The 26942-nt window shown below is 68.6% G+C and carries 26 protein-coding genes and 3 pseudogenes; 16 read left to right on the top strand and 13 right to left on the bottom strand.

The annotated features are described in order from the left end of the window. Window positions 1–105: 105 nt before the first annotated feature. Window positions 106–345: pseudogene (locus ACIHCX_RS27300) on the bottom strand (transposase family protein); the annotation flags it as partial. 100 nt (window positions 346–445) lie between these two features. Then, window positions 446–790, bottom strand: coding sequence for a helix-turn-helix transcriptional regulator (locus tag ACIHCX_RS27295; protein ID WP_354783638.1), 345 nt, complete (start codon window positions 788–790; stop codon window positions 446–448). Between the two features lie 91 nt (window positions 791–881). Between ACIHCX_RS27295 and ACIHCX_RS27290 the strand changes: the two genes are divergently transcribed. The 3 genes from ACIHCX_RS27290 (at window position 882) to ACIHCX_RS27280 (ending at window position 3490) form a co-directional block, all read left to right on the top strand. After that, window positions 882–1859, top strand: coding sequence for a zinc-binding alcohol dehydrogenase family protein (locus ACIHCX_RS27290; protein ID WP_400033889.1), 978 nt, complete (start codon window positions 882–884; stop codon window positions 1857–1859). A 387-nt stretch (window positions 1860–2246) separates the two neighbouring features. Beyond that, entirely contained in the window at window positions 2247–2675 is a 429-nt protein-coding gene (locus ACIHCX_RS27285; RefSeq protein WP_400033887.1) for a VOC family protein, read from the top strand. Between the two features lie 50 nt (window positions 2676–2725). Continuing rightward, entirely contained in the window at window positions 2726–3490 is a 765-nt protein-coding gene (locus ACIHCX_RS27280; RefSeq protein WP_400033885.1) for a transposase family protein, read from the top strand. A 211-nt stretch (window positions 3491–3701) separates the two neighbouring features. Here ACIHCX_RS27280 and ACIHCX_RS27275 read toward each other — a convergent pair whose 3' ends face one another. From ACIHCX_RS27275 to ACIHCX_RS27260, 4 genes are all read right to left on the bottom strand, one after another. Continuing rightward, the gene (locus ACIHCX_RS27275; protein WP_400033883.1) at window positions 3702–4760 is read right to left on the bottom strand and encodes an NAD(P)-dependent oxidoreductase; all 1059 of its coding nucleotides are present in this window, start codon (window positions 4758–4760) and stop codon (window positions 3702–3704) included. Between the two features lie 225 nt (window positions 4761–4985). Further along, window positions 4986–5732 (bottom strand): phosphotransferase family protein, encoded by a 747-nt coding sequence (locus ACIHCX_RS27270; protein ID WP_400033880.1) that lies wholly within the window; start codon window positions 5730–5732, stop codon window positions 4986–4988. A 77-nt stretch (window positions 5733–5809) separates the two neighbouring features. Further along, a complete protein-coding gene (locus ACIHCX_RS27265) occupies window positions 5810–5962 on the bottom strand; it encodes a hypothetical protein (RefSeq protein WP_400033878.1) in 153 nt (50 codons plus the stop codon). Between the two features lie 284 nt (window positions 5963–6246). Beyond that, window positions 6247–7458, bottom strand: a complete 1212-nt coding sequence (locus ACIHCX_RS27260; RefSeq protein ID WP_400033876.1) for a M20/M25/M40 family metallo-hydrolase — start codon at window positions 7456–7458, stop codon at window positions 6247–6249. Between the two features lie 124 nt (window positions 7459–7582). On the opposite strand from ACIHCX_RS27260, the gene ACIHCX_RS27255 reads away from it, so the two are divergent. The 6 genes and pseudogenes from ACIHCX_RS27255 to ACIHCX_RS27230 all read left to right on the top strand — a co-directional run bounded on the left by ACIHCX_RS27255 (window position 7583) and on the right by ACIHCX_RS27230 (window position 11077). Further along, the gene (locus ACIHCX_RS27255; RefSeq protein ID WP_400033874.1) at window positions 7583–8041 is read left to right on the top strand and encodes an Lrp/AsnC family transcriptional regulator; all 459 of its coding nucleotides are present in this window, start codon (window positions 7583–7585) and stop codon (window positions 8039–8041) included. A 55-nt stretch (window positions 8042–8096) separates the two neighbouring features. Further along, window positions 8097–8339, top strand: a pseudogene (locus tag ACIHCX_RS27250) (NUDIX domain-containing protein); the annotation flags it as partial. A gap of 141 nt (window positions 8340–8480) precedes the next feature. Next, on the top strand, window positions 8481–9005 hold the full coding sequence (locus tag ACIHCX_RS27245; RefSeq protein ID WP_400033947.1) for a GNAT family N-acetyltransferase: 525 nt from the start codon (window positions 8481–8483) through the stop codon (window positions 9003–9005). 264 nt (window positions 9006–9269) lie between these two features. After that, window positions 9270–9545 (top strand): hypothetical protein, encoded by a 276-nt coding sequence (locus ACIHCX_RS27240; RefSeq protein WP_400033872.1) that lies wholly within the window; start codon window positions 9270–9272, stop codon window positions 9543–9545. Window positions 9546–9619: 74 nt separating this feature from the next. After that, window positions 9620–10132, top strand: coding sequence for a DUF402 domain-containing protein (locus ACIHCX_RS27235; RefSeq protein WP_400033869.1), 513 nt, complete (start codon window positions 9620–9622; stop codon window positions 10130–10132). Between the two features lie 312 nt (window positions 10133–10444). Beyond that, window positions 10445–11077: an SMI1/KNR4 family protein gene (locus tag ACIHCX_RS27230; RefSeq protein ID WP_400033867.1), complete on the top strand. Its 633-nt coding sequence runs from the start codon at window positions 10445–10447 to the stop codon at window positions 11075–11077. A gap of 50 nt (window positions 11078–11127) precedes the next feature. Here the strand turns inward: ACIHCX_RS27230 and ACIHCX_RS27225 are convergent, their stop codons facing one another. Next, complete coding sequence (locus tag ACIHCX_RS27225) at window positions 11128–11766, bottom strand: LysE family translocator (RefSeq protein ID WP_400033865.1); 639 nt, start codon at window positions 11764–11766, stop codon at window positions 11128–11130. A gap of 232 nt (window positions 11767–11998) precedes the next feature. On the opposite strand from ACIHCX_RS27225, the pseudogene ACIHCX_RS27220 reads away from it, so the two are divergent. After that, window positions 11999–12082, top strand: a pseudogene (locus tag ACIHCX_RS27220) (transposase); the annotation flags it as partial. Window positions 12083–12470: 388 nt separating this feature from the next. Continuing rightward, window positions 12471–13790 (top strand): peptidase S8, encoded by a 1320-nt coding sequence (locus ACIHCX_RS27215; protein WP_400033863.1) that lies wholly within the window; start codon window positions 12471–12473, stop codon window positions 13788–13790. Between the two features lie 103 nt (window positions 13791–13893). On the opposite strand, the gene ACIHCX_RS27210 is transcribed toward ACIHCX_RS27215, so the two are convergent. Continuing rightward, entirely contained in the window at window positions 13894–14172 is a 279-nt protein-coding gene (locus tag ACIHCX_RS27210) for a class I SAM-dependent methyltransferase (protein ID WP_400033861.1), read from the bottom strand. Here ACIHCX_RS27210 and ACIHCX_RS27205 point away from each other — a divergent pair. Then, the gene (locus ACIHCX_RS27205; RefSeq protein WP_400033859.1) at window positions 14171–14554 is read left to right on the top strand and encodes a VOC family protein; all 384 of its coding nucleotides are present in this window, start codon (window positions 14171–14173) and stop codon (window positions 14552–14554) included. The genes ACIHCX_RS27210 and ACIHCX_RS27205 overlap by 2 nt on opposite strands. A gap of 216 nt (window positions 14555–14770) precedes the next feature. On the opposite strand, the gene ACIHCX_RS27200 is transcribed toward ACIHCX_RS27205, so the two are convergent. Then, the gene (locus tag ACIHCX_RS27200) at window positions 14771–17152 is read right to left on the bottom strand and encodes a SpoIIE family protein phosphatase (protein WP_400033857.1); all 2382 of its coding nucleotides are present in this window, start codon (window positions 17150–17152) and stop codon (window positions 14771–14773) included. A 538-nt stretch (window positions 17153–17690) separates the two neighbouring features. Here ACIHCX_RS27200 and ACIHCX_RS27195 point away from each other — a divergent pair. Both ACIHCX_RS27195 and ACIHCX_RS27190 read left to right on the top strand, forming a co-directional pair. After that, window positions 17691–19043 carry a PP2C family protein-serine/threonine phosphatase gene (locus ACIHCX_RS27195; RefSeq protein WP_400033855.1) on the top strand — a complete coding sequence of 451 codons (1353 nt, stop codon included), beginning with the start codon at window positions 17691–17693 and terminating at the stop codon, window positions 19041–19043. Between the two features lie 138 nt (window positions 19044–19181). Continuing rightward, window positions 19182–20261: an MASE1 domain-containing protein gene (locus tag ACIHCX_RS27190; RefSeq protein WP_400033853.1), complete on the top strand. Its 1080-nt coding sequence runs from the start codon at window positions 19182–19184 to the stop codon at window positions 20259–20261. Between the two features lie 29 nt (window positions 20262–20290). Here the strand turns inward: ACIHCX_RS27190 and ACIHCX_RS27185 are convergent, their stop codons facing one another. Continuing rightward, window positions 20291–21094 carry a sulfite exporter TauE/SafE family protein gene (locus ACIHCX_RS27185; protein ID WP_400033851.1) on the bottom strand — a complete coding sequence of 268 codons (804 nt, stop codon included), beginning with the start codon at window positions 21092–21094 and terminating at the stop codon, window positions 20291–20293. 85 nt (window positions 21095–21179) lie between these two features. Here ACIHCX_RS27185 and ACIHCX_RS27180 point away from each other — a divergent pair, with 85 nt between their 5' ends. Further along, window positions 21180–21977 carry an AraC family transcriptional regulator gene (locus ACIHCX_RS27180; protein WP_400033849.1) on the top strand — a complete coding sequence of 266 codons (798 nt, stop codon included), beginning with the start codon at window positions 21180–21182 and terminating at the stop codon, window positions 21975–21977. Window positions 21978–22006: 29 nt separating this feature from the next. Here the strand turns inward: ACIHCX_RS27180 and ACIHCX_RS27175 are convergent, their stop codons facing one another. Further along, window positions 22007–22444 (bottom strand): VOC family protein, encoded by a 438-nt coding sequence (locus ACIHCX_RS27175; protein WP_400033847.1) that lies wholly within the window; start codon window positions 22442–22444, stop codon window positions 22007–22009. Window positions 22445–23116: 672 nt separating this feature from the next. On the opposite strand from ACIHCX_RS27175, the gene ACIHCX_RS27170 reads away from it, so the two are divergent. Further along, window positions 23117–24250, top strand: a complete 1134-nt coding sequence (locus ACIHCX_RS27170; RefSeq protein WP_400033845.1) for an N-acetylmuramoyl-L-alanine amidase — start codon at window positions 23117–23119, stop codon at window positions 24248–24250. A gap of 302 nt (window positions 24251–24552) precedes the next feature. Here the strand turns inward: ACIHCX_RS27170 and ACIHCX_RS27165 are convergent, their stop codons facing one another. Together ACIHCX_RS27165 and ACIHCX_RS27160 are read right to left on the bottom strand one after the other, a co-directional pair. Beyond that, the gene (locus ACIHCX_RS27165) at window positions 24553–25542 is read right to left on the bottom strand and encodes a hypothetical protein (RefSeq protein ID WP_400033843.1); all 990 of its coding nucleotides are present in this window, start codon (window positions 25540–25542) and stop codon (window positions 24553–24555) included. Next, a complete protein-coding gene (locus ACIHCX_RS27160) occupies window positions 25539–26861 on the bottom strand; it encodes a cytochrome P450 (protein ID WP_400033841.1) in 1323 nt (440 codons plus the stop codon). The genes ACIHCX_RS27165 and ACIHCX_RS27160 overlap by 4 nt, the downstream gene beginning before the upstream one ends. Window positions 26862–26942 lie beyond the last annotated feature (81 nt).

Raw genomic sequence — 26942 nt, 5'->3', positions numbered from 1 at the left:
TCTCACGTTGGCTCAGCTGAGGCCCGACGCCGGTTTCCTCGGCCAGCTGGGGGTGGCGCCTTTCCGGGCCAGGTGCCTGGTCATGAGAGTGAGCCTCTTCCAACCTCACGCTGACGCGTGGTGAAGGACGACGACGGCCTTTGCGACGTCGGTGATTCGGTTGGTGCTGCAGCGGAGCTTCCGCAGGAGGCGCCAGCCCTTGAGAGTGGCCATGGCCTGCTTATCGAGGCATCGGATCTTGGCGTGGGTGGTGTTGTGGCGGCGCTTCCACCTTCTGAGGCGACGACCCTGAAACGGCACCCGGACAGGTCCGCCGGCGCTTTGATACGCCTTGTCCGCCCAGCATCAACGGAACGCTGATGGTTGGCGCTCGCATGGCAATGATGGCCGCGGTCGGGCAGGTGGCCGACGGCGCTGCCCGGCCGCGTGGAAGAGTCAGCTGCTGTCACTCGGTCTCGTCGGCGCGGAGGGTGAGGTCGAGGAGGCCGGGGAAGCGGGCGTCGAACTCTTCGCGGCGCAGTCGGTTGAGTCGTTTGGGGCCCTGGTCACGCTGTTCGACCAGGCCTGCGCTGCGCAGGATCGCGAAGTGGTGGCTCTTTGCGGCCCGGCCGACCGGTACGTCGAAGTTGCTGCAGCTGAGCGCCCAGTCGGGGTGTTTGGCCAGTTCGCGGATCAGCTGGATGCGCACGGGATCCGCGAGTGCGGACAGGGCCGTGAGAAGCGGGACCTCGTCAGGGTGCGTATGTACGGGCGCCGGACGGTGACTTGCGCCTTCAGTCTGTTCGGGCATTCCCATGTTTCCTCCAGCCAGTGTTCGACAACCATCGTACAGTGCTAGTGTTCGCTTTCAGTTGAACACTCGTTGAGGGGTGGTCTGACGTATGCGTGCGATCGAGTTCCAGGAGTACGGCGGTCCCGAGGTGCTGCACGTCGTGCAGACTGCGGCACCCGAGCCGGGCCCTGGCCAAGTGACCATCGAGGCCCTGTGGGCGGGGGTGAATTTCGCGGACGTGAAGGCGCGTGCCGAGGGGTACCGGGTGGCGTCGCTGCCCTACCGTCCGGGCCTGGAGGTCTCCGGGCGCATCCGGGCGGTCGGGGAGGGCGTCGAGGATCTGTGGGCGGGGCAGGAGGTCGCCGCGCTCGTCGACGGCGGCGGCTACGCCGAGGTCGTGCTCGCGGAGGCCGCGAGGGTCTTCCCGTTGCCCGACGGGCTGGACCTGCGGACCGCGGCCACGTTGCCGACGGTGCTGCCGACCGCGCACGCGCTGGTCCATGAGGTGGGGCGGCTGCGGGCCGGGGAGAGTGTGCTGGTGCACGGCGCGGCGGGAGGCATCGGCACGGCGGTCGGGCAGCTGGCCCGGGCAGCTGGCGCCGGCGCGGTGTACGGGGTGGCCTCCAGCGACGCCAAGGCCGACTATGCGCTGAAGTACGGCTACGACGAGGTGTTCCGGCCCGACACCTTCGAGACGGACGTCCGCCGGGCGACCGGCGGCCGGGGCGTCGACCTGGTCCTGGACCCGATGGGCGGCGACACGCTGCGCCGCGGCCTGGAGGCACTGGCGGTCTTCGGGCGTCTGGTGTCCTTCGGCAACGCCAGCGGCGCCAAGCCCTGGCGGGCCGGGCAGGGTGAACTGTACGCGCAGGGCCGATCCGTCGCCGGCTTCTCCGTGCTCGCCCTCGCTCAGTCCGCGCCCGACGCCCTGCGTGCGCTGACCGAACGCGCCCTGCGCACCGTCTGCGACGGAGCGGTCACCCTTCCCGTCACCGCCGAGTTCCCTCTGCCGGACGCGGCCGGCGCGCACCAGCTCATCGGCGAACGCACGTCCACGGGCAAACTGCTGTTGCGCACCACCGACTGATCGTCGACTCCCGCACGCGACGGTCCGTCAGGGCGACTCATCCCGCGGTCATCCACCACGAGCAACTGGCCCAGGAGCGCGTGCAGTGCCCCGGACTCAAGGACACGGACCCATGAATGCAGCAGCACAGCACATCCCGTGAACTGTCTGCCGTCGCGGGAAGGGTGTCGGCGCCGCTCCCTCGCGGGACAGTCAGGATTCCCTACCTGGAAGGCTGACAAAGCCCCACTTCATATCAAATATCTCCCTACCGGGGGAATTGGCGCGATCCGCTCATCGTCTCAGTCGATCTGGTCCTTTGACGCCACTCATGTCACGCGTGACCCAGACCCGCACGGCGATGAAACCGCGCATCCCTGGAATAGGACGCGCCAACATGGAGGACCGATGACATCGATCAAGACGTTCCAAGTCACCTTCGACTGCGCAGAACCTGAGCGCCTCGCTCGCCTCTGGTGCCAGGTGCTCGGGTATGTCGTGCCGCCGCCGCCCGAGGGATTCGCCACCTGGGACGAGTACAAGCGCTCGCAACCACCCGAGCAACGGGACTCATGGTTCGCTTGCATCGATCCCTCAGGCGTGGGCCCGCGGCTGTACTTCCAGCGCGTTCCCGAAGGAAAGGCCGTCAAGAACCGGGTGCATCTTGATGTGCGGGTCGGCACAGGGCTCGTGGGTGAAGAGCGCCTCGCCGCACTCGAGGCCGAATGCGCACGACTGGTCCCGCTCGGCGCAGTACACGTGCGAACACTGTACGACGGCAACGATTCGTGCATCCCGATGCTGGACATCGAGGGCAACGAGTTCTGTATCGACTGACAAAGTCGCGAACGTTTCCTCGCTCTGTCCCGAAACGACAGGAGCTTTGCGTGGTTGTCTACCCGTCCTCGATTGATCTGTCCAGCCGCACCTTGCGGTTCCTGACCGGACAACTGACAGCCAGGCGGCGGGAGATCGGGACGCGGTGGCGGCGCCTTCCCGCCGCGCGACAGGCCCTGCTTGCCCTGGCCCATCTGCGCTGCGGCGACACCTACGCACGGCTCGCTTTCGGGTTCGGCATCGGGATCGCCACCGCCTACCGCTACATCACCGAGGCCGTCGGCCTCCTGGCCGACCTCGCCCCGACACTCGCCGAGGCGGTCCGGATGGCCTCGATGAAGGCGTTCATCCTGCTCGACGGCACGCTGCTGCCCGTCGACCGGATCGCCGCCGACCGGCCCTTCTACTCCGGCAAGCACAAGAAACACGGAATGAACGTGCAGGTCATCGCCGACCCCTTCGGCCGCCTGCTGTGGGCATCTCCGGCCCTGCCCGGGGCCATCCACGATGTCCGCACGGCCCGCGAGCACGGCATCGTTGACGCGCTGGCCCAGGCCGGCGTCCCCTGCTGGGCCGACAAGGGCTACCAGGGCGCGGGAGGCACGGTTCGCGTTCCCTACCGCGGCAGGTGGGAGACGCTTTCCACCGGCCAGCAGGCCGTCAACCGGTCCCACGCGAAGATCCGAGCCCTCGTCGAGCAGGCCGTCGCCACCCTCAAGTCCTGGCGACTCCTCCGCAAGCTCCGGTGCTCGACCACCCGCATCACGAGTCTCGTTCAGGCCGTCCTCTGCCTGCATCTGGCCAGCTCAGACTGAGGATGGAAAGAGCTCAGTGATGGCGGCCCATGTGATCAGCGTTTCGGAGTACTGCACGAGCCGCGCGTTCTTCATCGCCCTGGCCAGCGCCATTATCACCGTCCGCTGTCTCGTCCGACGCGCCTGGACCCTATGTCGCTGGGACAGCAGCCCGAGAAGCCCGCGCATCCGATGACCCACCGCGCAACGCTCGCGGGGCGTTGACCAGGCGTCAGGCGGTCACCAGAGGCACACCGTCTGGGCAGCCGGCGAGCAACGACGCGATGTGGTCTGCGCACCGGACGGCTGCCGTGGCCATGGCCTCCTTGGTCATCCCGGCGACGTGCGGGGTCAGCAGGGCGTTCGGCAGACCGAACAGCGGCGAGGCGAAGGCGGCGTGCTCGTGCTCGAACGTGTCGACAGCTGCCGCCAGGAGCGGGTGTGCGTCGTCGCGCAGGGCATCGGCCAGCGCCTGTTCGTCCACGATTCCGCCCCGGGCGGTGTTCAGCAGGATCGCCCCGGACCGCATCATTGCCAGCTCGGCCCGACCCATCATTCCCCGGGTCTGCGCGGTGAGCGGAAGGTGCAGGGAGATCACGTCACTGGTGGCGAGCAGAGCGTTGAGGGACTTGGCCCGGGGCACCGAAGTCTCGGTCGGGCGCCGCGAGAAGCCCTGGACCGACATGCCCAGGGCGGTAGCTCGTTCGGCCAGCGCCAGTCCGATCCGACCCAACCCGACGATGCCCAACGTCAGTTCTGACAAACCCACGGCGGGAGCAGCTGGTGCACTCCAACGGCCCTGGTGCGCGGCCTCGTTGTACGCCGGAAGATTCCGGGTCAAGGAGAGGAGCTGGGCCAGGGCGAACTCGGCAACCGCGTTCGCGTTGGAGCCCGGGGTGTGGGTGACGACGACGCCGTGACGGGCGGCAGCGACCAGTTCGACGTGGTCGGTGCCTGCCCCGGCCCGACCGACCACCCGGAGCCGGTGGGCCAGCGCGGGGTCGGTGGCCGCCGCGAGGAAGGCAGCGCGCAGCGGGACACCCGCGCGGGACTTGACCGCGTGGTAGCCGATCCCATCCCGAATGGTCTCGGCGATCAGCGTCGGCTCGTCGAAGGCGTCGAAATCGGCAAAGTCCACCCGACCGACCCAAGCGGCCCGCGTGCCAGCCTGGTCGGCCACCCGCCGCACGTTCAGTGTGACGGCCAGCCCGTGGCCGAGCAGACGCGCCAGTTCACGGTCGAGCAGTTCGCCAGGAGCCGCGTCCAGCAGTAGGACTCGCAACCGCTCCATTGGATGGACCCCCTTCCCCCAGAACCGACCCTACTGTGCTCCAGGAGCTGGTCGCGAGACACTCCTGACCGGACAGGCATCAGTGCTACTACCCTGCTCGATCCCGCACCTACTGGCGGAGCGCCTCTTACAGCGTGTCCTACGTGGTGAGGCAGGTGATGCACCGCAGGACATGGTCTGCTCGATACGTCAGCACGCACTCGCAGCAGTCGGGCTCGCGCAGCCTCACATCCGGGATCTCAGCACGTCGACCTCACAGCCCGGCGCGAACGGGTCGAAGTCATGCTCGACCAGCCAGCGAACCACCAGCAGGCTTCGCAACGACCACCACGCGCGGACCACGTCGAGGTCGACGTCGGTGCCATAGCCGGCGATGACGTCGCCGAGGTGCTCCTCGTGTCCGAGCGTCAAGGTGGCGAGGTCGAACAGGGCATCACCCTGGCCGGCTTCGGACCAGTCGATGATGCCCGTGATCTCCTCGCCGTCGACGAACACGTGAGTGATCTGCAGGTCGCCGTGCGTGAACACCGGGGTCCACGGCCGGAGCGCTGCCTCGGCGACCTGGCGGTTGCGGGTGACCAGGTCGGCGGGCAGGACGCCGTTCGTCACGAGCCACTCGCACTCGCCGTCGAGATCCGCCGCCAACTCGTCGAGGCCCCGGCCGGCCTGGCCCGGCCGGGGCGGCAACGGCGCGTCGTGCAACTTGCGGATGGCGGCACCCGCCGCGGCCCATGCCGCCGGCGACGCGGTCGACGGCTCGCCGAGGCAGCCGAGCGCCGTCCCCGGGACCGCGGCGATCGCGAGCACGGGCGGCTTGCGCCACAGGACTTCCGGGGTCGGGACCGGCGCCAGGGCCATCGCCTCGACCTCGACGTCGATGCGCGCCTGATCGGCGTCCACCTTCAAAAACACGTCGCCGACGCGCAGGGTCGCGCGCTCGGAATGGGCGACGACGACTTTGACCTCATCCATGGGTGACCAGTATCCCGGGGATGACCGTCGACGTCGCCGGGTTTACCGCGTGCGATTACGCGGCTGACCACGTCCCGCTACCCGGCGGCCTCGTGCACGACACCGACCGCCGACCCGGACGCCCCGGCCCCGGAGCCGCCGGGCCGCGCGTCCTCGACCTGCCGGGCAAGGCCGCCGACTTCCTCCGCGCCACCGAGCCGGAGCCCGCCGAGCGCGCCGCGCTCGACCACGGCGTGATCCCCAAAGAGCGCAGGCCCGGTCGGGGCCGGACACCACGATCACGGCCAGCGCCACGGGCGGCGCATCCGAAGACGGCGGACAGGTCCACGAGGCACTCCTTTCTCAGGAGAAGGATTCAGGTGGCCCTGACTGAACGTGCTCGCGCCGTGAGCGCGATGGAGGTGGGGTTGGAGAGGGACACGGCTGGCTGATCACGGCGGTGCGCGCATCGTCGTATCCGCCTCGCCCGGGCCGGGCGGACGTACAACCGGCCGTCCGGCCCGAGGGGCGAAGGTCAGGCGAGCATGTCGGCTGCGTAGAGGGCGTAGACGGCGGCAGTGCGGAACAACTCCCGCTCGTCGACGTGCTCGTTCGGGCCGTGGGAGACGTCCAGGCGGCCGGCGCCGTAGCCGAAGGCGGGGATGCCGAGTTGGTCGTACCAGCGGTTCTCCAGGATTCCGCCGCACATCTCGAACCTGGCGGGCTCGCCGCGGACCTCCTCGACGCAGCGGGCCAGCGCGGCTCCGGCCGGGTGGTCGGCCGGGGTGCCGGCGGGCGGCTGGAACTGGGTGAGCTCGACGGTGACCTTCGCCTCCACCTCGGCCGCCGCGTCGCGGATGAGGGTCTGCATCCGCTCCAGTTCGGCGTGCAGGTCCTCTTCGGGATTGAAACGGCCGTCGACGGTGAACCAGGCGTCGGCGGGCACGACGTTGAAGTTCGACCCGCCGCCACACAGTCCGCCGACGACGACCATCGACCCGGCCGGGTCGTCAGGGTCCATGGTGTAGCCAGTGGGTCGGCCGGCCATCTCCTCGGCGTAGGCCAGCAACGGCCGGGCCACGTGGACCATGTGGGCGAAGGTGTTGACACCGAACACGGCCTGCCCGACGTGTGCCTCCCGACCCTCGAAGCCGACCTTGAGGCTGATCGCGCCGCGCGCGGCGTTCCAGATGCTGCTGCCGCTGGGCTCGCCGGTCACCATCGCCACCGCGGACGGGTCGATGAGACCGTGCTCGCGCAGGTGCCCGGCGCCGACGACGCTGCCGGTCTCCTCGTCCGGGACGAGGTGGATCACGATCCGCCCATCCCCGATCAGCCCCAACTCCTTCGCGGCCACCGCCCCGTAGAGCATGCTGACGATGCCGCCCTTCATGTCGGCCGTCCCCCGGCCGATCAGTTTGCCGCCCTCGCGCCGCAGGGTGAACTGCCCCCGGTCCTGCACCGGCACCACGTCGTAGTGGCCGTGGAAGTACAGCAGTTTCTCCCCTTCCCCGGCGCCGCCACGCACGACGAAAGGCTCCTCCAGGCTGTGCGGACCGGTGATCTCGACCAACTCCGCCTCCAGGCCCAAGCGGCGCACCTCCTCCTCCAGCAGCCGCGCGCACCGGCCCAGCCCCGCCCCGGGCGGGTTCTCGGTCGGCTCGGCGACCAGACGGGCGAGGAAATCGACCATCTCCTCGACTCGCGGCTCAAGCCACGCGGCGACCAGGTCGGAACGTGCGCTCATCGGTATCTCCTCGTCGAAGCCGGCCTGCGGGACGCAACAAACCGGATGCCCTGACTGACCTATGAGCAATTTTAGAAAATTACGAGCCTCATATGGTTGCCGATTCCGCCCTAGGATCGCCACCATGGGCAATGATGAAACTCTGGATGCCATCGACCGCGATATTTTGTTTCACCTGCGCCAGGACGGGCGGATGTCGAACGTCGAGCTCGCGGCCCGGGTAGGCCTGACTCCCCCACCGTGCCTGCGACGGCTCAAGAGGCTGGAAGAACGCGGAGTGATCACCGGCTACCGGGCCATCATCGACCCGGCAGCCATGAAACGCGGCGTGGAAGTGATCGTCTCCGTCGAAGTCTCCGTCACCGACGTCGACAGCCTCCGGCGCTTCGAGACGACCGTCGCCGCACTCGACGAGGTCATCGAAGTCCGCCGGGTCTTCGGCGTACCCGACTACTTCCTACGCGTCGCCGTCCCCGACGCGGACGCCTACGCCGTCTTCCAGATGACCAAACTCGTCACCATCCCCGCCGTCAACCGCGTGATCTCCTACCTCACCATGGAAGTCATCAAGTCCGAGAGCTAGGGTCCGTTGGGAAAGTCGATCTTCCTGGGGCTGGAGTCCTCGCCGGCTCGCTTTGATGTGGAGAGGGGCGGAGAGCGTGGATGCTCGCGTGCAGATTCACGTCTCGGCATACGCCATCGTGGTTCAGGAAGATCGACTGCTCCTGGCCCGCTTGGCGGACGCATCACCAATCTTCACTCCGGGGTTGTGGCACCTGCCGGGCGGAGGAATCGACCCAGGTGAGCAGCCGGTGGGGGCTTTGACCCGCCAGGTTCGGGAGGAGACCGGGTTCGAACTGGCTGCTGCTCAACTGCTCGACGCGCGGACTTATGCAGTTCGGCGACGTGGCGAAGGGTATTGGTCATGCCGCGGACGGAGGTGGGGCTGTATGCGGCTATCCGGCGTGACCATCGTGGCGGCGTGTCGATACGGGGGCGGACACCTGTGCGAAGATCGCAGCGTGGACGATCTACGCTTCCGTCTTGCTCACGACGCTGATCTTGCCGCTGTAGTGCGTCTGCGCGACGGCGCTGCCCGCTGGATGCTGGCCCAGGGCGTCATGGGTCAGTGGCGGCCTGGTGAGCTGGGCGAGGATCACTTCCGGCGGATCATGCACAGTGGGGAACTATGGCTAGCGGAGGTTGCCGATCGTGTGGTCGGAGCCTGGGAGCTGTGGTGGGAGGACGAGGACGCCTGGGGGCCGCAGCCGCCGACGGCCGGCTATGTGCACCGGCTGATGGTTGACCACGGCAGCGTCCCGCCCGGTACAGGGCGGGAGCTTCTGCGAGTCGCGGAGCGCCGCGTGGCCGAGGCGGGCAGACCGTTGGTACGTCTGGACTGCCTGACCGGCAACGCACGTCTGAATGCGTACTACCTCAACGCCGGCTATCAGGTTGTCGGGCGCAAGGAAGGAAAGCCGCAACCAGGCGGCAGGCCAAAGTCGTTCACGCTGCTCGAAAAATCCGTACGGGACGAAGGGGAATAGAAGACGCCTGCTCCGGCGTGGTGGGACGGGAGCGGCAGGACGCTACGGGTTGCCGCACTGCGTGGTCGGCGTCATCCGGCAGCCCTCTGGGCGATCCCACGACCGTCACCCGGTCGCGGGACACGAAGCTGCCGTCATTCGTCATCGACATCCGGGCCTCGATGATCGGCTCTGGTCAGTTTTCTGTGGAGCTCACCGTCAGTGATGTCATGCCGTGTGGTGAGATGGCCGCGCTCTGTCAAACGCTCGGTGGAGGTCATTCCGATGCCCGTGTACCCGTCGCTGATCCGTGCTCTGGCGGAGGCATTGGTCGACGTTCTCTGGTTCGTTGAGGCGTGCGAGGACGACCAGATGGATTCTGATGACGCGGTCAAGGTCCTGGAGGGGGTCGCCGCTCTGGTGACACAGTTGACGAGCGATCAGCGAATCGAGTTCATCGATCTGATCGGTTCGATGGCCGCGGAGGAGGCAGATCCGTCGCGTCGTGAATTCCTGGAGGGCTTCCCTGAAGGGTTCGGTCTCATCGAGGGAGATTCCTGACCTGGTTTCGTTCATTTCCAGTGCCGTGACCGGAAAGGTTCACCGGTTTGGCGTGCACACCGTAGCCTCCCAGCATGGATCGAGGAGAGGTTCGCGTCACCGTCCGCAAGTTCGACGGCAGCCTGCACTGGCACCACACCATGCTGCGGCTCGGCGAGGACGAGTACGGCGTCTGGCTCGGTGCGCCGATCGGGACGATCTACGGGAAAGGCGCGGAGACCGAGGTCTACGTCACTGAAGAGCCACGAGTCATGCTCTTTCCCTGTGATGCCTGGTGGACGGCCATGTTTCAGGAGGCACCCGCGCGGCTCGACGTGTACTGCGACGTCACCACGCCGCCCGAGTGGGCGAACACTGGCGAAGTGACCATGGTCGATCTGGACCTGGATGTCTGCCGGACCCGCGGAGACGGATCCGTCTACGTCGCCGATGAGGATGAGTTCGCCGACCACCAGGAACGTTACGGCTACCCGCCACATGTCATCGGCCACGCGGAGAGGGCCGCGGAGTGGCTGGCAGGGGCACTGCGCGACGGCGTCGAACCTTTCGCCACCCGCTACCGCGCATGGCTTGCCCAGGTCGGTTGAGCCGAGGAGCGCCGATCAAGATGCCGTGGCGAGCGGCGTCCACCCTACCGGATGCGGTTGAGGTGCTGGCCTGTCGAAATGCTCGTGTGCAACGAGACCGGCAGCACGACCTGCTTGTGGGTCGCGGTCGCCAGCCTCGGCCGGAATGTCGGTGAGGTCGCCAGTGCATGGTTCTCACCCTGCATTCGGTGATCGTTATGATGGCTCCCCACGTCGACCGGGTTCGCAGCGCCGCCGACCTGGCTACCCCGAGCAACGGTGTCAGCCCGCACAACTAGGGTTACTGACCACCTACTCAAGGGGGACTCCGCCATGGGCATTCATCCTGACGTGGCCGTACTGCTCGATCTTGTGCCGGCAGACCTGGCAGGTGGCGAGCGGATCGACTGGAATGTAGCCGAAGCTACGCTGGGCACCAAGCTGCCAAGTGACTACAAGACTCTGCTGGACACGTACGGCGCGGGCGATATCGGAGAGCTCGTCATTCTGCCTCCGCTCCCGAGTGACGTGTGCGGGTGGGAAGCGTGTCACATCGGAAGCATGGCAGTCGGCCTGCGTGGGCTCTGGGATGAGGACGCAGGCGTCCCGGGCGTCACGCTCGGTGCCGATGCCGTTCTGCCCTGGGGCTCTGGGATGAATGCCAACGAGATGGCTTGGCTCATGAACGACCCCGATCCGGACAAGTGGCCTGTCGTAGCCTGGCGTCGGCACCACTCATGGGGCGAGTCGCCTTCGGCCTTGTTCGACTGCGGCATGGTCCAGTTCATCACCCGCATGATGCTGGGCCGGTTCGACGCCTGCCCACTCGGCGATGCGTCCCTCTGGAAGCGGACAGACACTTTCGTCAGCTGGCGCGAGCAACGTCGACGGCTCGTGGCCGGGCTAGACCCGCAAACCGGCGAGCCCGACCCCTATGCCGACATGTACCCCATCACTGATGACTAGGAGCCTGTCTCAGTAACCGGCGACCCGCGCAACGTTTCGAGTACCCGTTGTCACACGTCATTCCCGGTGAGAGCGAGACGGACGCCGAGGCCGACCATCACCGCCCCGGACACTGCGCCAATCCCGGACAGGCGGCGGGGCGACCCGCGGATCCAGTCACGTGCGGTCCCGGCGAGGAGCCCCCAGGCCGAGTCGGAAACCAGAGCGACAGCGGCGCAGACGATGCCAAGGAGCAGGAGCTGCAGCGTCACGTGCCCCGCCGAGCGGTTGACGAACTGGGGCAGCACCGCGGAGAAGATCAGGAAGCCCTTCGGATTGCTCATCCCGACGATGAAGCCCTGCCAGACGATGCGTCGCACGTTTGCGGGTAGCCGCTGCTGCGCGTCCGTGACGGCCAGTTCCCCGCGATGCCGCCACGTCCGGACGCCGAGGTAGACCAGATACAGCGCGCCGGCGAACTTCAGCACCGAGAACACCATGATCGATCGCGTGACCACGGCTCCCAACCCGAAAGCCACCAGCACGGCCTGGATCATCACGCCGCCGTTGTTGCCCATCGCTGTGGCCAGCGCCGCCCGGCGTCCGAGCGCCACCCCGCGCCCGACCACGAACACCACGCTCGGCCCCGGAACAACGATCAGCGCAGCGACCACGGCGAGAAAAGCCCAGAAGTGCCCGATACCTAACATGCCGTCAGGTTAGGACCGTGGTCAGTGACCGGCAACCCGCGTGTGTCTGGTGATCACTCGTATGGGATGATCCCGGTATGCGAGCTCAGGAGGCTCGCATCCCATGCGCCAACGGGCCGCCGCTGGCGGCGAACGCCGCGTTCCCCTTCGTTCCCCAAAGCCAACGCCCACTTGGACGCCGCCGCAGCTTGGCCTTGCTTGCCTTCACCGCCTCCCCCGCGAGCTCTGACGGCAGAGCCGGTCCAACAATCCGCCAGAACGCCTGAACAAGGAGATCCGGCACCGTACTGACGTGGTCGGCATCTTCCCCGACCGCCACAGAACTCACCACACAGCCTCAAAACGAGTTCACCGAGTGGCCCTCGATACACCACTCCAGCGGACCTGACCCTCTCCCGCCAGGGCGGATGAGGTTTTCGGCAAGTGAAGGCACCGGTTCCGAACGATGTCCACTCAAGCTCCCTGATAATCCTGTGAGTTGGGTCAAGCGACTGCTAGCGACAAGCCATCGGGCGGCCATCGGAGCGTCACGCGCAGCCCTCGTTCGGTAAGGCGGAAGTCAGAATTCCAGAAGGCTCTTGTTGTCGCGTACCCAACAAGTCATCGTCTTTCGCGGGCCTGTTCGGCCCGCCGCCGGGGACACCGTACCGGCGTAACGCACGCACTCGCACAGCCCCTGTCACCCATTTCCAGGAGGCAGTACGTTGCGCACCTCACCCTCTGACAGAGCGAACCGAGCCCCCCTGCACGGCCGGTGGCGCCGCGTCGGCTCCGCCGGCGCCGCCACCGTCGCCCTCGTCCTCGCCGGATTCGGCACCGCCGTCCACGCGGACGCCGCGGCGGGCACCACGTCCTCGAAGGTGACGTGGACCCGCGCCTGTGCCGTCCCGAGCAAGGCGGGCGAGATGGCCTGCAAGGCACTGCGCGTCACCGGTGGCCTCACCGCGTTCCAGAAGGCGCAGGCCAAGGCCAAGGGCGTCACCCCCAAGGCCGCCGACGCCTCCACCCCGTCCGGCTACGGGCCCAGCGACCTCCAGTCGGCCTACGGCCTGACCTCCGCGGCTGCCTCCAACGGCTCCGGAAAGACCATCGCCATCGTCGACGCCTACAACGATCCGAACGCCGAGTCCGACCTCGCCAAGTACCGTTCCTACTACGGCCTGCCAGCCTGCACCACCGCCAACGGCTGCTTCAAGAAGGTCAGCCAGACCGGCTCCACGACCTCCCTGCCCTCCAGCGACGCCGGTTGGTCCGAGGAGATCTCCCTGGATCTCGACATGGCCAGCGCCATCTGCCCGCTCTGCAACATCCTGCTCGTCGAGGCCAAGTCCCCCACCATGGCCAACCTCGGCACGGCGGTGAACGAGGCGGTCACGCTCGGCGCGAAGTACATCTCCAACAGCTACGGCGGCTCCGAGTCCTCCTCCGACAGCACGTACGACTCCTCGTACTTCAACCACCCCGGCGTGGCCATCACCGTCAGCGCAGGTGACAGCGGCTACGGCGCGGAGTACCCGGCGGCGTCCCGGTACGTCACCTCCGTCGGCGGCACCGCCCTGTCGAAGTCCTCCTCATCCGCCCGCGGCTGGACCGAGACCGTGTGGAAGACCAACAGCACCGAAGGCACCGGCTCCGGCTGCTCGGCCTACGACACCAAGCCGAGCTGGCAGACCGACACCGGCTGCTCCAAGCGGACCATCTCCGATGTGGCGGCCGTCGCCGACCCTGCGACCGGCGTCTCGGTCTACGACTCCTACGGCGTCACGGCCGGCTGGTACACCTTCGGCGGCACCAGCGCCTCGTCGCCGATCATCGCCAGTGTGTACGCCCTCGCGGGCACCCCGTCCAGCGGCTCCTACCCTGCGAAGTTCCCGTACAACGCGGCCGGCACCTCCGCCCTGAACGACGTCACCAGCGGCAACAACGGCACCTGCTCCCCCACGTACCTGTGCACCGCTCAGTCGGGCTACGACGGCCCGACCGGCTGGGGAACCCCGGAGGGAGTCACGGCCTTCACCGGCTGACCTCCGGACACGGGGAGGGGACTGCCGCCAGCGGTACGTGACGACTCCGTCGGGCGGCGCACCCAAGAGAGCGGGCCGCGGCATCCAGCCGCGGCCCCCTCGCCTACGGCGCGCACCTGTTCAGAGGGTGTGCGACGACCCGGCACCTGTAGCCGTCCACCGAGACGTCCGCCAGTGGCAGTTCGCACGCCTCCGTGATCCGGAAGTCCGCCTCAGGCCACCGGCCGCGGGCGACGGCCATCATCTGCTGGCTCGGGTCCACGCCGATGGCCTTCGCTCCCCGCTCCGCCAGGGCGTGTCGAAAGAGCTGCCAGGTGCGCGCGCCAGGAGCGAGCGCAACTCGGTGGCATCTGGGGTGGAAGTCAGGAAAACTCGCGCGCATGGTCTCGGTATTGCAGAACGTGGCGATTGACTGTGTGGATGCCTACGAACTGGCCCGGTTCTGGAGCAGGGTGACCGGCAGGCCGTTGCATCCGGAGGACAAACCGGGTGATCCGGAGGTTCAGGTGTCGCTGGCGGATGGCCCGGCGCTGTACTTCAGCCAGGTGCCCGAGGCTAAGACGATCAAGAACCGGGTCCATCTGTGTCTGCGCCCGGAGACCTCGCGTGAGCAGGAGGTGGAACGGCTGCTGGGCCTCGGTGCCTCCCTTGTCGCCGATCTCCGGAATCCCGATGGCTCTGGCTGGGCGGTCCTTGCCGATCCCGAAGGCAACGAGTTCTGCGTGCTGCGCAGCGAGTCCGACCGGGCCGTCATGACTTCCTGATGCTTCCGCGACCGTCCGGGCCGGTGTCGGATGAGCGCTGGTCAAAGCCACTCGCTGATGGCAGCGACGAGACTCGAACTGCGGGAAGTCCCCGCTCTTTGTTGCGAGCACGGCCGAACCGTGACGAGAACGTGCGGCGTGCGCCACCTCAGGCCCTCGGCCAGCAGGATCCGGCGACCACCCGAGATCGAACGAGGAACAGGCGCGGGGCGAGAGTCAGTGGACGGGTAGCTGCTGCTCGGCCCAGATGGTCTTGCCGTGGCTGGTGTAGCGGCTGCCCCAGCGCTGCGCGAGTTGTGCGACGAGGAACAGTCCGCGGCCTCCTTCGTCTGTCACCAGGGCTCTGCGCAGCCGCGGCTGGGTCTGGCTCGGGTCGGAGATCTCGCAGATCAACGTCTTGTCCCTGATCAGCCGAAGGCCCACTGGGCCGCCCGCGTAGCGGATGGAGTTGGTCACCAGTTCGCTGACGAGCAGCTCGGTGGTGAACGCGAGCTCCTCCATCTGCCAGACGGCCAGCTGGGTGGTGACCGCGTACCGCGCTCGGCTCACCGCCTCCGGGTCGGCGGGGAACTCCCAGGCGGCGATGGCCCCCCGGGGTAGGGCGTACAGCCGGGCGATCAACAGGGCCACCTCTTGCTCGGGTGCCTGGGGCAGCAGGTGCCGCAGCACCACGTGTCCGGTCTGCTTCGCCGACCGGTCCTCCCGAGCCGCGGCCTGCACCTGGTCCCGCAACTGCCGCAACCGCTCCTCGGTGCCGTCCTGGCGGTGGGCCAGCAACTTGTCGGTGTAGAAGGCGAGCAGCGTCCCCGGCTCCATCGCCAGCTCCATCGACTCGAACGGCAGGCCACCCACCCCCAGCGGCGGCCCTGGCTTGACCTGCGCGAAACAAGCGGACTGCCCGGGGGCGGACAGCACCGGCGGCGGATGGCCGGCGCTGGCGATCGCACACAGTCCGGTGACGGGGTCGTACACCGCGTACACGCACGTCGAGCCGAGCACGCTGCCCACCCGGTGCCCCGCAGACGGGGCAGACGCCGCCCGCTCCGCCTGCGACAGTCGGGTGACCAGGTCGTCGAGGTGGGCCAGCAGTTCCTCAGGGGGCAGGTCCATGTCGGACAGGGTCTGCACGGCGGTACGCAGCCGCCCCATCGCCGCTGCCGCCTCGACACCATGCCCCAGCACGTCGCCCACCACGAACGCCACCCGGCACGAGGACAGTGGGATCACGTCGAACCACGTCCCGCCGATGCCCGTCGCGGTACCGGCCGGCACGTAGGTCCCGGTCGCCTCCGCCGCGCTGACCTGGACGTCTGCCTGAGGCAGCAGGCTCCGCTGCAGGATCTCGGCGGTGCGGCGCTCGCGGGTGTAGCGCCTGGCGTTGTCCAGGCTGATCGCAGCCCGGGCACCGACCTGGGCTCCCAGCGTCGCATCGTCCTGGTCGAAACGCGCCCGGGTGCCACACCGCCACAGCACAGCTGCGCCGAGGCGCCGCCCACGGGCTCGCAGCGGCATCATCAGCAGCGATGTCGCCGCGTCCGGCAGCACCTGGCGACTTCCCTCGGCGTCGTCGGCGAGCGCGGCCCGCAGCTCGGACAGGTCCGGCACGGCCACCGCGTGGCGTTGGTAGACCGGCTCGTGCTCCGGATCCCGGACCCGCACCAGGGCCCCGACCGGCAACAGCTCGGCCGGCCACGACCCGGCCACCGCGGCCCGCCGCAGCGGTGCCGCGAGTGAGAGGTCGCCGGGTTCCTCACCCAGCAGTGCCGCCTCCGCCAGGTCGATCGCCGCCAGGTCCCCGTACTCGGGTACCAGCACGCTGGCCAGCCCCTCGGCGGTCGCGACGATGTCCAGCGAGCCCAGCAGCAGCTTCTCTGCCCCCTCGACCAGAGTCTGCCGGCGCTGCGCCTGGTGGCGTTCGGTGACGTCGCGGAAGAGGACTGCGACGCCAGTGCTGCGGCCGTCGCGGTCCTCCAGCCGCAACGCCGACAGGGAGATGACGCGCTCCTGCTCGGGCGCCGTGCGATAGCGGGCTCGGAGCACTTGGTCAGTCACCGGCACCCCGGTCTGCGCGACTTGGCGCAACTGCTTCTCGACGGCCGCGGCGTCCTGCGGGACCAGCACCTCGTCCAGGGCTGCCCCTGGCAGTCCGGCCCCGGCGTCGGCGGGCGGGCAGACGGCCCCCGGAGGGTGGCTGCTTCGCACGATCCGCAGATCCGGATCGTGCAGCACCAGCCCGATCTCGGTCTGCCCGGACAGGGCGCGCACCAGAGCCTGGTCCTGTTCTTGATCCGCGGCCACCGCCTCCGGCACCGCCCACACCAGGCTCTGAGCCTCGAGGCCGCCGCCGAGCGGCAGCACCATCAGGCGCACTTTCACCGCGGGGCCGCCACTGCGGCGAAGCATCGCCCGACCGTCGCGCGGGAGCATCCCCCTGCTCGACCCGGCGGACAGGAAGTCGGCGAACGGCCTGCCGATCAGCTCCGTGAACCGCGCGCCGAGCAGCGCCACGACACCCGGCGTGCACGCCAGCACCGTCCCGTAGCCGTCCAGCACCAGCGCCGCTCCGTCGCCCGACTGCCGCGCGGCGACCTCGGACACAGGGCTCGTACTCGTACGCCTCACCCCCTGCACAGGTGATCGTCCACTTTCATTGAACCTCCCCGCGTCTGTCACCGGCATCCCGAGTACGGAGTTCCGGCGATCCTGGCCATGGTGCGGGCCGAACCCGAGGTGTTCCGGGCCGGTGGCGTGCGCCAGGTCGCGTGCGCCCTGATCCGAGCGATCGCCGTATCTGGGCCAGTGTTTCCTACAGGCTGGACGGGAGTTGTCGGGGCGGCGAGACCGCGAGCCGCTGCTTCGGCACTGGGAAGGGAACCGCCAGGGTGTGTTCGAGTAGGGCATGCCGCTGGTGGAGTAATGGGCGGGTTGGGGTGTTCAGCCGTGTGACGCTGTGTGGTCTTTGTTGATCCCGGGTGTGTCAGGAGGCCGGCATGCACCGCTCGCGTGAGTGTCTGTGTGAGCGGATCCGTCGTGATGGCCGGATGGATCGCAGGATCTGGGCACGGGCCTTGACCTGCCGCTGCGGGGTGAGCGGGGACGCGGTGGCGAACGAGTACCGGTCCAGTGGAGGATCGTGATGACACGCGGCAGCGGGGAGGAGGGGCCGCGCGGTCGTGACCTGCTGGGGCGGCTGGACGTCGAGCTGGGTCGGATCGACGAGCAGTTGCGTGCCCTGGCCGCGGCAAAGGGCCGGATTCAGGGGCTGTTGGACGCGGTGGTGGCCATCACCCGGGAGATGGAGTTGCCCGCGGTGCTGCATCGCATCGTGACCACCGCCATGGACCTGGTCGGCGCCCGTTATGGTGCGCTGGGAGTCCTTGCTGATTCCGGCGATCACCTGGCGCAGTTCATCGTCGCCGGCATGACGGAGGAGGAACGCACGGCCCTGGCTGGGGTTGACTTCCCTAGCGGCCTCGGCGTGCTCGGGTACCTGATCCATCACCCCGAACCGCTGCGGGTCGACGACATCTCCTCCCACCCCGCCTCGACCGGGTTCCCGCCCGGCCACCCGCCCATGCACACCTTGCTCGGTGTCGCCATCAGCGTCCGCGGCGAGATCTACGGCGACCTCTACCTGTCCGAACGAACGGACGGGCAGCCCTTCGACGTCCATGACGAGCGCATCCTCGTCGCCCTGGCCAGCGCCGCCGGGATCGCGATCGACAACGTCCGCCTGTTCGAGCAGGTCCGTGCCGGATCCGAGCAGTTCCAACGGCTTTTGCTGCCGACCCTGCCCGACCTGCGACCCTACGAGGCCGCCGCCACCTACCGACCCGCCGCCGAGCCCAGCCCATTGGGCGGGGACTGGTACGACGCCTTCCTGCTGCCCGACGGCGCGGTGGCGGTCGTCATCGGCGACGTGGTCGGCCACGACCTGCATGCCGCAGCCGCCATGTCCTCCACCCGTAACATGCTGCGTGCTTTGCTGTTCGACCTGCGCACCCCACCCAGCGCAGTCCTGGCCCACCTCGACCACACCCTCCAGGCCATCACCGACAACCCCATCGCCACCGCCAGCCTGGCCCGCATCGAGCCTGCTGGAGGGGCATGGAGACTGCACTGGAGCAGCGCGGGCCACGTCCCGCCTCTCCTGATCACCCCCGACCAGCGAGCGCGATATCTGTTCGCCGAACCCGGACTGCCTCTGAACGTCGACAGCGGGCAGCACCGCCCCGACCACACCCATCCCCTTCCTCCTGATGCGACCGTGGTCTTCTTCACCGATGGGCTCGTCGAACATCCCGGGCGGTCCCTCGACGAGGGCCTGGATGAACTCGTTGAACTCGCCACCGCCCACGCGGCCCTTCCCCTGCCGGACTTCGTCCGGACGCTTGCCGATCACTGCCCCGGCGACGGGCACGACGACATCGCCATCCTCGCCCTGCGCACCCCGCAGCGAACCATCGCGAGTGTCATGAATCAGGTGTGATCCTCCCCAAAGGAGTCACCTGGTGAGCACGACGACGGGTTTCGGCACGTGATGTCGGCCAGAACAGTCACAGGGCGAAACCCGACAGAGCATTTCGTGAAAGGCCACACAGATGAGCGGCGGCGTGGTGAACCGGTCGTGATCGGCGGACGACGCAGTACGGGACGAGACCGGAGGAAAGACCTCCCGAAAGCGGTCGCCCACCGCGACCGACTCCGGCGCGGGAGCACGGCGGCACTGGAGATCTGCGCCGTCGCCGCGCTGTATTACGCCTCGGGCAAGCTGGGGCTGCTCCAGCAACTCGTGCGCGGCCAGGTCACACCGCTGTGGCCCGCGAGCGGCATCTCCGTTTCCGGACTGCTCCTCCTCGGACCGCGCATCTGGCCCGGGATCACGCTCGGCGCGTTCCTGATCAACATCTCACTGGGGCTGCCATCGATCGCCGCGGTGCTTGTGATCACGACGAGCGACACCCTCGCGTCCCTGTGCTCCTACGCGCTCCTTTGCCGCGCCGGATTCCGCACCCGGATGAACCGCTTGCGAGATGCACTCGCACTGGTCTTCCTCGGCGCGCTCACCAGCATGCTCATCAGCGCAACCGTGGGATGCGGCACCCTGCACCTCACTCGCGCGCTGCCCGGCGGGTTCTGGCCGACATGGTGGGTCTGGTGGACCGGCGACGCGATGGGCGTCCTGGTGGTCGCGCCGGCACTGCTCGCCCTGCGCTCGGCGCGCCGGCCCAACGACGCGCCCCTCTCCCGGTGGTTGGAAGGATCCCTTCTTGGGGCGGCCACCATCGGCATCGGGCTCCTCCAGACCTCTCCCGCACCGCTGCTCTTCCTCGCCTTCCCCTTGCTGACCTGGGCGGCCTTCCGCTTCCAGCGGGCCGGAGCCGCGCCCTGCGCGCTGGCCGTATCCACCTTCGCGATCCTCGCCGCCACCCACAGATCGGGCCCGTTCACCGGTCACAGCCTGCTCGCCAACATGATCGCTCTGCAGGCATTCAACGGCGCCGCCGCACTGACCGCGCTGCTGCTCGCCGCAGCCATCACCGAGCGGAACCAGGCCCAGGAGAAGATCGAGCAGGCCTGCAGGCGGCTCGCCGAGATGGTGGCCAGGATCGCCCAGGACACCGGTGTCGTCCCCACGTTCAGCGACAACGACCAGCGCGGAAAGGGTGACCAGGCGGAGGACGGCGGAGCGACCCGACCGTCGTGAAGGCGCAGCTGCGGGTCGCGGGTCAGGCCCTACGCAGAGAGCAGCATGGCGACTGTCACCAGGGCAAGCAGTCCGATGTACGCCCAGGCGTAGGTGCGGTCGGGGATCCGGGGCGGACGCCGCCGCAGTATCGCGATCACCGGCAGAGCTCCGAGGAGCAGCGCCGAGGCAGCGCGAAGGTCGATGAGACCCACCAGGTGCAGGTGCGCGTCAGCAGCAGCGGGGACCGCGGCGCCGCCCAGAGACACTGCGGTGGCCGGCAGCGCGATGGCGAGGGTGAGGGGGTTGGCCAGCGCAGTCGCCACGCGCATCGTGTGCCCGGCCCTCCGCATCGCGGGGACAGTCATCACGCTGCCCCCCACGCCGAGGAAGGCTGCGACCGCACCGGCCGGCGCGCCGAGGACGGTCGGCAGTGGACGCGGGGCATCGGAGGTCGCCTCGATCCGGGGGGCCGGGCGCAGGAAGCCGGGGCGCAGGAGCACGTCGGCGATGGTGAGAGCGAGGTACGCGACGAAGGCCCAGCGGGCCAGATCGGCCGGGGCGAGGCGCGTGGCGAGCGCGCCGACCGAGGCACCGGCCGCCAGCAGGACGAGCAGCGTGCCGCTGCCGCGGAGCGCGAGGAGCACCCGCCGTGGTGTGACGGCTGTCGCGAAACCCGCATTCACCACCATCACCAGGGCCGAGGTGGCAGTCGCCACCTGCATCGCGTCCGCGCCGAGCGCGGCATCCGCCCACACCACGACCGGCACCGTGACGAACCCGCCGCCGAACCCGAACAACACCGTCGTCGCCCCGGTGAGGAGCCCGATCCCGATCAATGCCACAACATCCACAGCCCCCACTCCACCAGCTCCGGCAGGTGTCCCGCATGCGATGTCCGGCACCATTCCTTCGCGTCTCAGCCAGTAGGGTGGCTGGGTGAGGAACGTCTCCCTGGCCGACGTCGACCACGCCGACCGGGTCGTCCTGCCGATCGGCACCGACTACCCGCCCGGCCACCTACTGGACTGGCACGAACACCGGCGTGCCCAGTTCCTCTACGGCGCCACCGGGGTCATGGTCGTCGACACCGCTGAGGGCACCTGGACCGTTCCGCCCGAGCGCGCCGTACTGATTCCGGCCGCCACCCGGCACCGGGTCCACATGCTGGGGGTGAGCACCCGGAGCCTGTACATCGAGCCGAGCGCCATCCCCTGGTGGCCCGCCAGTTGCACGGTCGTGAACGTTCCGCCGCTGTTGCGCGAACTGCTCCTGGCCGCTGTCGAGTTCGAGATCGATTACAGCCTGTCCGGACGGGAGGGAAGCATTGCCACCCTCCTCCTGCACGAGATCGCGGAGCTCGCCCCGCTCCCGTTCCACGTCGGGATTCCCGCCGCCGCTGACCTCGCGAAGCTCTGCCGCGAGTACCTGGCCGCCCCGGACGCCGGCGTCACCAACGCCGCATGGGCCGCGAGGACGGCCATGAGCGAACGGGCCTTCACCCGGCGCTTCCGCTGGGAGACCGGTGACAGCCCCGCCGTCTGGCGAGCCCGCGCCCGCCTGCTCGCGGCCGTGCCACTGCTGCGCACCGCGTCGGTCAGCGAGGTCGGTGTCCGTCTCGGCTATGCCTCTCCCGCCGCGTTCACCGCCGCCTTCACACGCACCTTCGGCATGCCCCCGTCCCGCTTTGCCGCGAGCCGCCACAGCGGCGGCCCCAGCCGCAGTCGCAACTCCTGACGACTCTCGTTGGCCTGACCGACGACCCGTCAGACCACGCAGAACTCGTTACCCTCCGGGTCCGCCATCACCACGTGATCCGGCCTGCCCTGCAACTCGTCCTCGCGGACCACGGTCGCACCCGCGGCGGTCAACCGCTCCACCGCCTCGACCACGCGCGGCCAGCGCACCTCCCACGGTGTGTCACGGCCACCGCCAACTTGCACGTCGACATGCAGCCGGTTCTTCACAACCTTCGGCTCCGGCACCTTCAGAAAGGACAACGTGGGGCCTACGCCGTCCGGATCCGAGAGGTACGCCCCGTCATCCCACTCGTCCTCCGGAACCCCATGATCCGAGAACCACTCCTCCCAGCTCCCGAACCCTGGGGGCGCGGGCTTCTCCACATAGCCCAACGCCAGTGCCCAGAACGCGGCCAGCTTCGCCGGGTGCACGCAGTCGATCGTCAAGCTCCACTTGGTCGCCATGAACCCTCCCCAGTCGGAGGAACGGACTGTACCGCGCGCCTACGACAGTCTCGGCCGCGAGGTCGGGCTCCCGGGAGGTCACGGCTGCCCCGGGACGTCCGCGGCATGTCAGGTGCGGAACCACCGCAGAAACCCGCTTCCGGTCCGCCCCTCGGATCTGCCCCGTCCTTCGTGCCGTACGGCGACTCGGTCGGCAGCCAGTGTCTCCAGGCCGTGGATTTTCCCGACGTCCACGAGGGTGACGTCGACCTTTGCGCGGCAGGTTCTGCAGTGGTGACAGGTCGACGGCCGACTGGTAGCTCCGGCAGGTCAGACGCAGGGTCAGAGAGGACAACGAGGGAAAGGCACCGGAGAAGTCCGGTACCTGCGCTCCCGTCAGAACGCCGGAGAAGGTCGGAAGTGACCTTCTCCTCGCAGCGGGTGGCCAGGTTCCGTACCGTCTCGGCGATGCGGTCGCGGAGTTCGGCCGGTGCCATGACCTCGACGTCACCGGTGCACCACCGCCGAGGAGCCGGATGCGACGATGCGCACCCACCGGGCCGTGATCGGAAGCAGATCAGGGCGGCGGGGAAACTGATGAACTGCACCTGGATAAACGGACGTTCACTGCATAGTCTCCGACAGGCCGCCCACACTCCTGGGCTATCCACTCACTTCGGAGTCCTCATGGTGATGCACGAGCACGAAGTCGATCGCCGCACCCTGTTCCGGGTCAGCCTGGGTACGGCTGTCGCCGCCGTCGTCGGCACGGAGGTGGCGTTCCCGACCGCCGCCGGCGCCACTCCCTCGCCGCAGTTCCCCTGGATCATCGACTGCGACAGCTGGGGCGCGCGCCCGCCGTCCAGTCCGACCGCGATCACCGGCAACACCACCAACAAGATCATCTTGCATCACATGGCGTTCCCCAACGTCACGGACTACTCCCGCGAGCACGCCATACAGCTGGCACGTGACTGCCAGGACCTTCACATGGACACCAACGGCTGGGCGGACACGGGGCAGCACTTCACCGTCAGCCGCGGCGGCTACGTCCTCGAAGGCCGGCACCGCAGCCTGGAGACCCTCGTCGCCGGCGAGCACCAGGTGACCGCCGCCCACTGTCCGGGGGAGAACGGCAACGCCATCGGGATCGAGAACGAGGGCACCTACGTCACCGAAACCCCACCGGCGGCACTGCTGGACTCGCTGGTGGAACTGTGCACCGCAGTGTGTCGGCAGTTCCACCTGAACGCGTGGGACATCTTCGGCCACTGGGACTTCCGCCTGGGAACCGACTGTCCCGGCATCGCCTTCTACCGACTCTTCCCCCAGATCCGCAAGCGGGTACTGCAGTCCATGGGCGTGTCGCCTGCCGCCGCGCCGACACGGAGATGGCCGGACATCTGGCGGTTCGTCGACAGTCAGGTGGTGCAGGTTGCCCAGTACCTGCTGGTGAACGCCGGCTACGGCGACCTGCCCATCGACGGCGTGTTCAGCACCGACATGAACGCCGTCGTCGCCGACTTCCAGACCAGCCATGGCATTGCCGTCACCCCCGACGCCACCTTCGACACCCCCACCTGGGAAGCGCTCGCCCCCACGCTGGACAAGGACTCCTCCGGGTTGCCCGTCGAGGCGGCGCAGTACCTGCTCACCATCAAGGGCTACGCCGACACCGTCGGCATCACCGGCACCTACGACCACAACACCATGAAGGCGGTGCAGGACATGCAGCGCCTGCACAACCTCCGCCCCACCGGCAGGACCGACCTCAGCACGTGGTGCGCGCTGGCCGGTGGCACCGTCCGCGAGACGTTCACCCGCTGAGCCTTCTCCGACCTGACCACCGGGCCGAGTCCAGCCAGGGTGGCGCCGCTCCTGCGACGGCCGATCGCGCGGCAGGCGGTGTGGGGCGTTCGGTCGGCGGTCCAGCCGAGCTGCCGGGCTGACTCAGCTCCCCGCTGCCGGCTCCTGGCCGTCGGGCCCCTCCTTGTATGCGAGGTGCCCGACGGCCGAGTGGGCCTGGATCAGCCTGCCGTTGAGTGCGGCCACGAGGTCTGTGGACGCGGTACGCCTCCCCCGACGTACCCGGTTCCGCGGTCTTGTGGAGCTGTGGCTCCCGCGTTGGTTCAACGACTGGTGTGGGCCGCGCCGCGTTCGGGGCCCTGGTATCGGGCATGGCTGGTGTGCCAGACGAAGGAGCGGGCGATGTCCTCCAGGGCGCGGGCGTGGGCTGCGAGCGCGCTCGGGGGGTCGCAGGCGAGGCTTGTGATCCCTTGCCGGGCGACGGCTGCCTCGTTTTCGCACATACCGCCGGCGCGCGCGAACGCCTCCTCCAGGTTTCCGCCGTGCCGCGCCCGCAACAGCGTGGGCAGACTCAACGGCTGCGCCGGCCCTCGCGCCGCCTCACGCTCGTAGGAGGCCAAGTCGTTGATCCAGCCCGCGAGGTTGGCCACAGCGGTCTCCAGATGCCGTACCGGCGCCAGCGCCCGCTGCGCGTCCGTCAGTTCGTAGTCCAGGACGATCTCCGCCGCGGCGATGATCGTCCTGACGAACACGGTGTGCGGGCGCATCTCCAGATAGGTCGCAAGCGCGACCCTCTCCGGCTCCGCCACATGGTGTGCTTCCCAGACCAGGGCCATGAGGGTGTCGCGCAGGCTCGCGGCAAGTCGGAGGTACGCGGCCGGGCCGGTCCGGGCCCGGAAACGGGCAAGGAGGTCGTACAGGGCGGCGGGGAACGGGTTCGTGAGGGGAGGCGGGCTGCCGCCGGCGAGGACAAGCGTCAGCTCCGCGGTGCGGTCGACAAGGGCAACCAGGTCGTTGGCGGCGTTGCTCTCGCCGTGCACGTCGTCGAACGCGGTGAGCCACAGCAGGAGTTCCGCGAACAGCACCAGATCGTCCGCGTCGGCGGTCGGGAAGGTGCGCGACACTCCGTGACTCGTGATGTTCACCAGAACGCTCCTGGCCCTGGCGGAGGGGAGCAGCGGGTACTCCTCCAGCCAGCCGAGGAGTCGGCGCTCCGTCCGTTCCCCGTGCGGACTCGCGGGGAACGGACCGGGGAACGTGGCGGTGAAGTCCGGCTGAGGCAGAATCGTCACCGCATCGCCGGTACGGGTCATGCGGCCTCCTGGTGGCGGCGCACAGGGGTCCGCGCCTCGGCGGTCATGCGCAACGTGGACGGATGCAGAGTGATCGCTCCGACCGGCCGAACGGCAGGTCCGGCGACGGGCCGCAGCCGCCAGCGGGACGCTATCAGAGCCGTGATCAGGGTCGCTTCGGCCACGGCGAACTCGTTGCCCATGCATTGCCGCTTCCCGGCCCCGAACGGGATGAACGCGCCCTTCGGGGGCTGCGGACGCTCGGGCAGCCAACGGTCGGGATCAAAGCGGAGCGGGTCGGGGTACAGACCGGGGTCACGGTGCAGCGTGTAGGGGCTCCACACGATGTCCTCCCCGGCCGGCAGATCCACGGCTCCGAGCCGCACGGGCTCGGTGGTCTGACGGGTCACCAGCCATGCCGGGCTGTACAGGCGCAGACTCTCGTTGACCAGTCTGCGCGTGAACGTGAGCCGGCTCAGAGTCTTCGTCGTCAAGGGCTCGTCCGTGAGGGCCGCGTCGACCTCGCTGTGCAACTGCCGCTCCAGGTCCGGGTTACGGCTCAGCTCGTGGAACAACCAGGTCAGGGTGACCGCGGTGGTTTCCGAACCCGCCGCGAGCAGGCCCGTGACCTCGGACAGGATGTCCTCGTCGGCCAGCGGCGTACCGTCCGGCTCCTGGGCGGACAGCAGGAGGGACACGATGTCGTCGTGCTCGTCCGGCCGCGCCAGGTGGTCGGCGATGACCTCACCCACGGCAGCGCGCATCACCTGACCGGCACGCCGCGCCCGCCTGTTCCCCCGGGTCGGCAGCCGTTCGAGGAGGGGAAGTGGCAGCAGGGCACGGCGGAGCGCCGCGGCGAACAGGGTGTCGACGCTCTCGAGAATCGCGTGCCCGGTCTTGCGGTCGGGGACGGTGGAGAACAGGGCCCCCATGACAACGTTCTGCGTCATCAACTGCATCTCGGTCTTCAGATCCAGTGGGCCCATGCTCTGCCATGCCGCGATCATCGGCTCGACGGTGGTCTGCATGGTCCGGACGTACTGGTCGACCTGTTGGTGGTGGAACGCGGGCTGCATCAGGCGGCGGCGCCTCAGGTGCCGGCCGCCCTCCGCGACCGGCAGGGCATCGTTGCCGAAGAGCTTCAGCTTCTCGAACAGGAGCCCTTTGCTGAACTGCCCCGATTTCCTGGTCAGCATCTCCTGCACGAGGTCGGGAGAGTTGATGACGGTCAAAGTCTTCGGACCGATCGAGATGCGCACGATCGGCCCGTGCTCACGCAGGCGCTGCAGAAAGGCCAGACGGTCCCTTGCCAACGGCACCGCGTGTCCGATGAACGGCACACGCCCTGGAGCGTATGGCGGAAAGTGCAGGTCGGTGTTCACAGGTGGTTCCTCCGAATGCGATCCAGGCTGAAGGGGCGG

This window comes from Streptomyces sp. NPDC052043 (assembly GCF_044548235.1).
Taxonomy (GTDB): domain Bacteria; phylum Actinomycetota; class Actinomycetes; order Streptomycetales; family Streptomycetaceae; genus Streptomyces.
This window is presented reverse-complemented; position numbering and strand designations above follow the sequence as displayed.

Bases quoted from the DNA above. Each gene is read 5' to 3' on its own strand.
- ACIHCX_RS27295 (WP_354783638.1), bottom strand. From the start codon at position 790: ATGCCCGAACAGACTGAAGGCGCAAGTCACCGTCCGGCGCCCGTACAT.
- ACIHCX_RS27290 (WP_400033889.1), top strand. From the start codon at position 882: ATGCGTGCGATCGAGTTCCAGGAGTACGGCGGTCCCGAGGTGCTGCAC.
- ACIHCX_RS27285 (WP_400033887.1), top strand. From the start codon at position 2,247: ATGACATCGATCAAGACGTTCCAAGTCACCTTCGACTGCGCAGAACCT.
- ACIHCX_RS27275 (WP_400033883.1), bottom strand. From the start codon at position 4,760: ATGGAGCGGTTGCGAGTCCTACTGCTGGACGCGGCTCCTGGCGAACTG.
- ACIHCX_RS27270 (WP_400033880.1), bottom strand. From the start codon at position 5,732: ATGGATGAGGTCAAAGTCGTCGTCGCCCATTCCGAGCGCGCGACCCTG.
- ACIHCX_RS27260 (WP_400033876.1), bottom strand. From the start codon at position 7,458: ATGAGCGCACGTTCCGACCTGGTCGCCGCGTGGCTTGAGCCGCGAGTC.
- ACIHCX_RS27255 (WP_400033874.1), top strand. From the start codon at position 7,583: ATGGGCAATGATGAAACTCTGGATGCCATCGACCGCGATATTTTGTTT.
- ACIHCX_RS27240 (WP_400033872.1), top strand. From the start codon at position 9,270: ATGCCCGTGTACCCGTCGCTGATCCGTGCTCTGGCGGAGGCATTGGTC.
- ACIHCX_RS27235 (WP_400033869.1), top strand. From the start codon at position 9,620: ATGGATCGAGGAGAGGTTCGCGTCACCGTCCGCAAGTTCGACGGCAGC.
- ACIHCX_RS27230 (WP_400033867.1), top strand. From the start codon at position 10,445: ATGGGCATTCATCCTGACGTGGCCGTACTGCTCGATCTTGTGCCGGCA.
- ACIHCX_RS27225 (WP_400033865.1), bottom strand. From the start codon at position 11,766: ATGTTAGGTATCGGGCACTTCTGGGCTTTTCTCGCCGTGGTCGCTGCG.
- ACIHCX_RS27205 (WP_400033859.1), top strand. From the start codon at position 14,171: ATGGTCTCGGTATTGCAGAACGTGGCGATTGACTGTGTGGATGCCTAC.
- ACIHCX_RS27210 (WP_400033861.1), bottom strand. From the start codon at position 14,172: ATGCGCGCGAGTTTTCCTGACTTCCACCCCAGATGCCACCGAGTTGCG.
- ACIHCX_RS27195 (WP_400033855.1), top strand. From the start codon at position 17,691: ATGACACGCGGCAGCGGGGAGGAGGGGCCGCGCGGTCGTGACCTGCTG.
- ACIHCX_RS27175 (WP_400033847.1), bottom strand. From the start codon at position 22,444: ATGGCGACCAAGTGGAGCTTGACGATCGACTGCGTGCACCCGGCGAAG.
- ACIHCX_RS27170 (WP_400033845.1), top strand. From the start codon at position 23,117: ATGCACGAGCACGAAGTCGATCGCCGCACCCTGTTCCGGGTCAGCCTG.
- ACIHCX_RS27165 (WP_400033843.1), bottom strand. From the start codon at position 25,542: ATGACCCGTACCGGCGATGCGGTGACGATTCTGCCTCAGCCGGACTTC.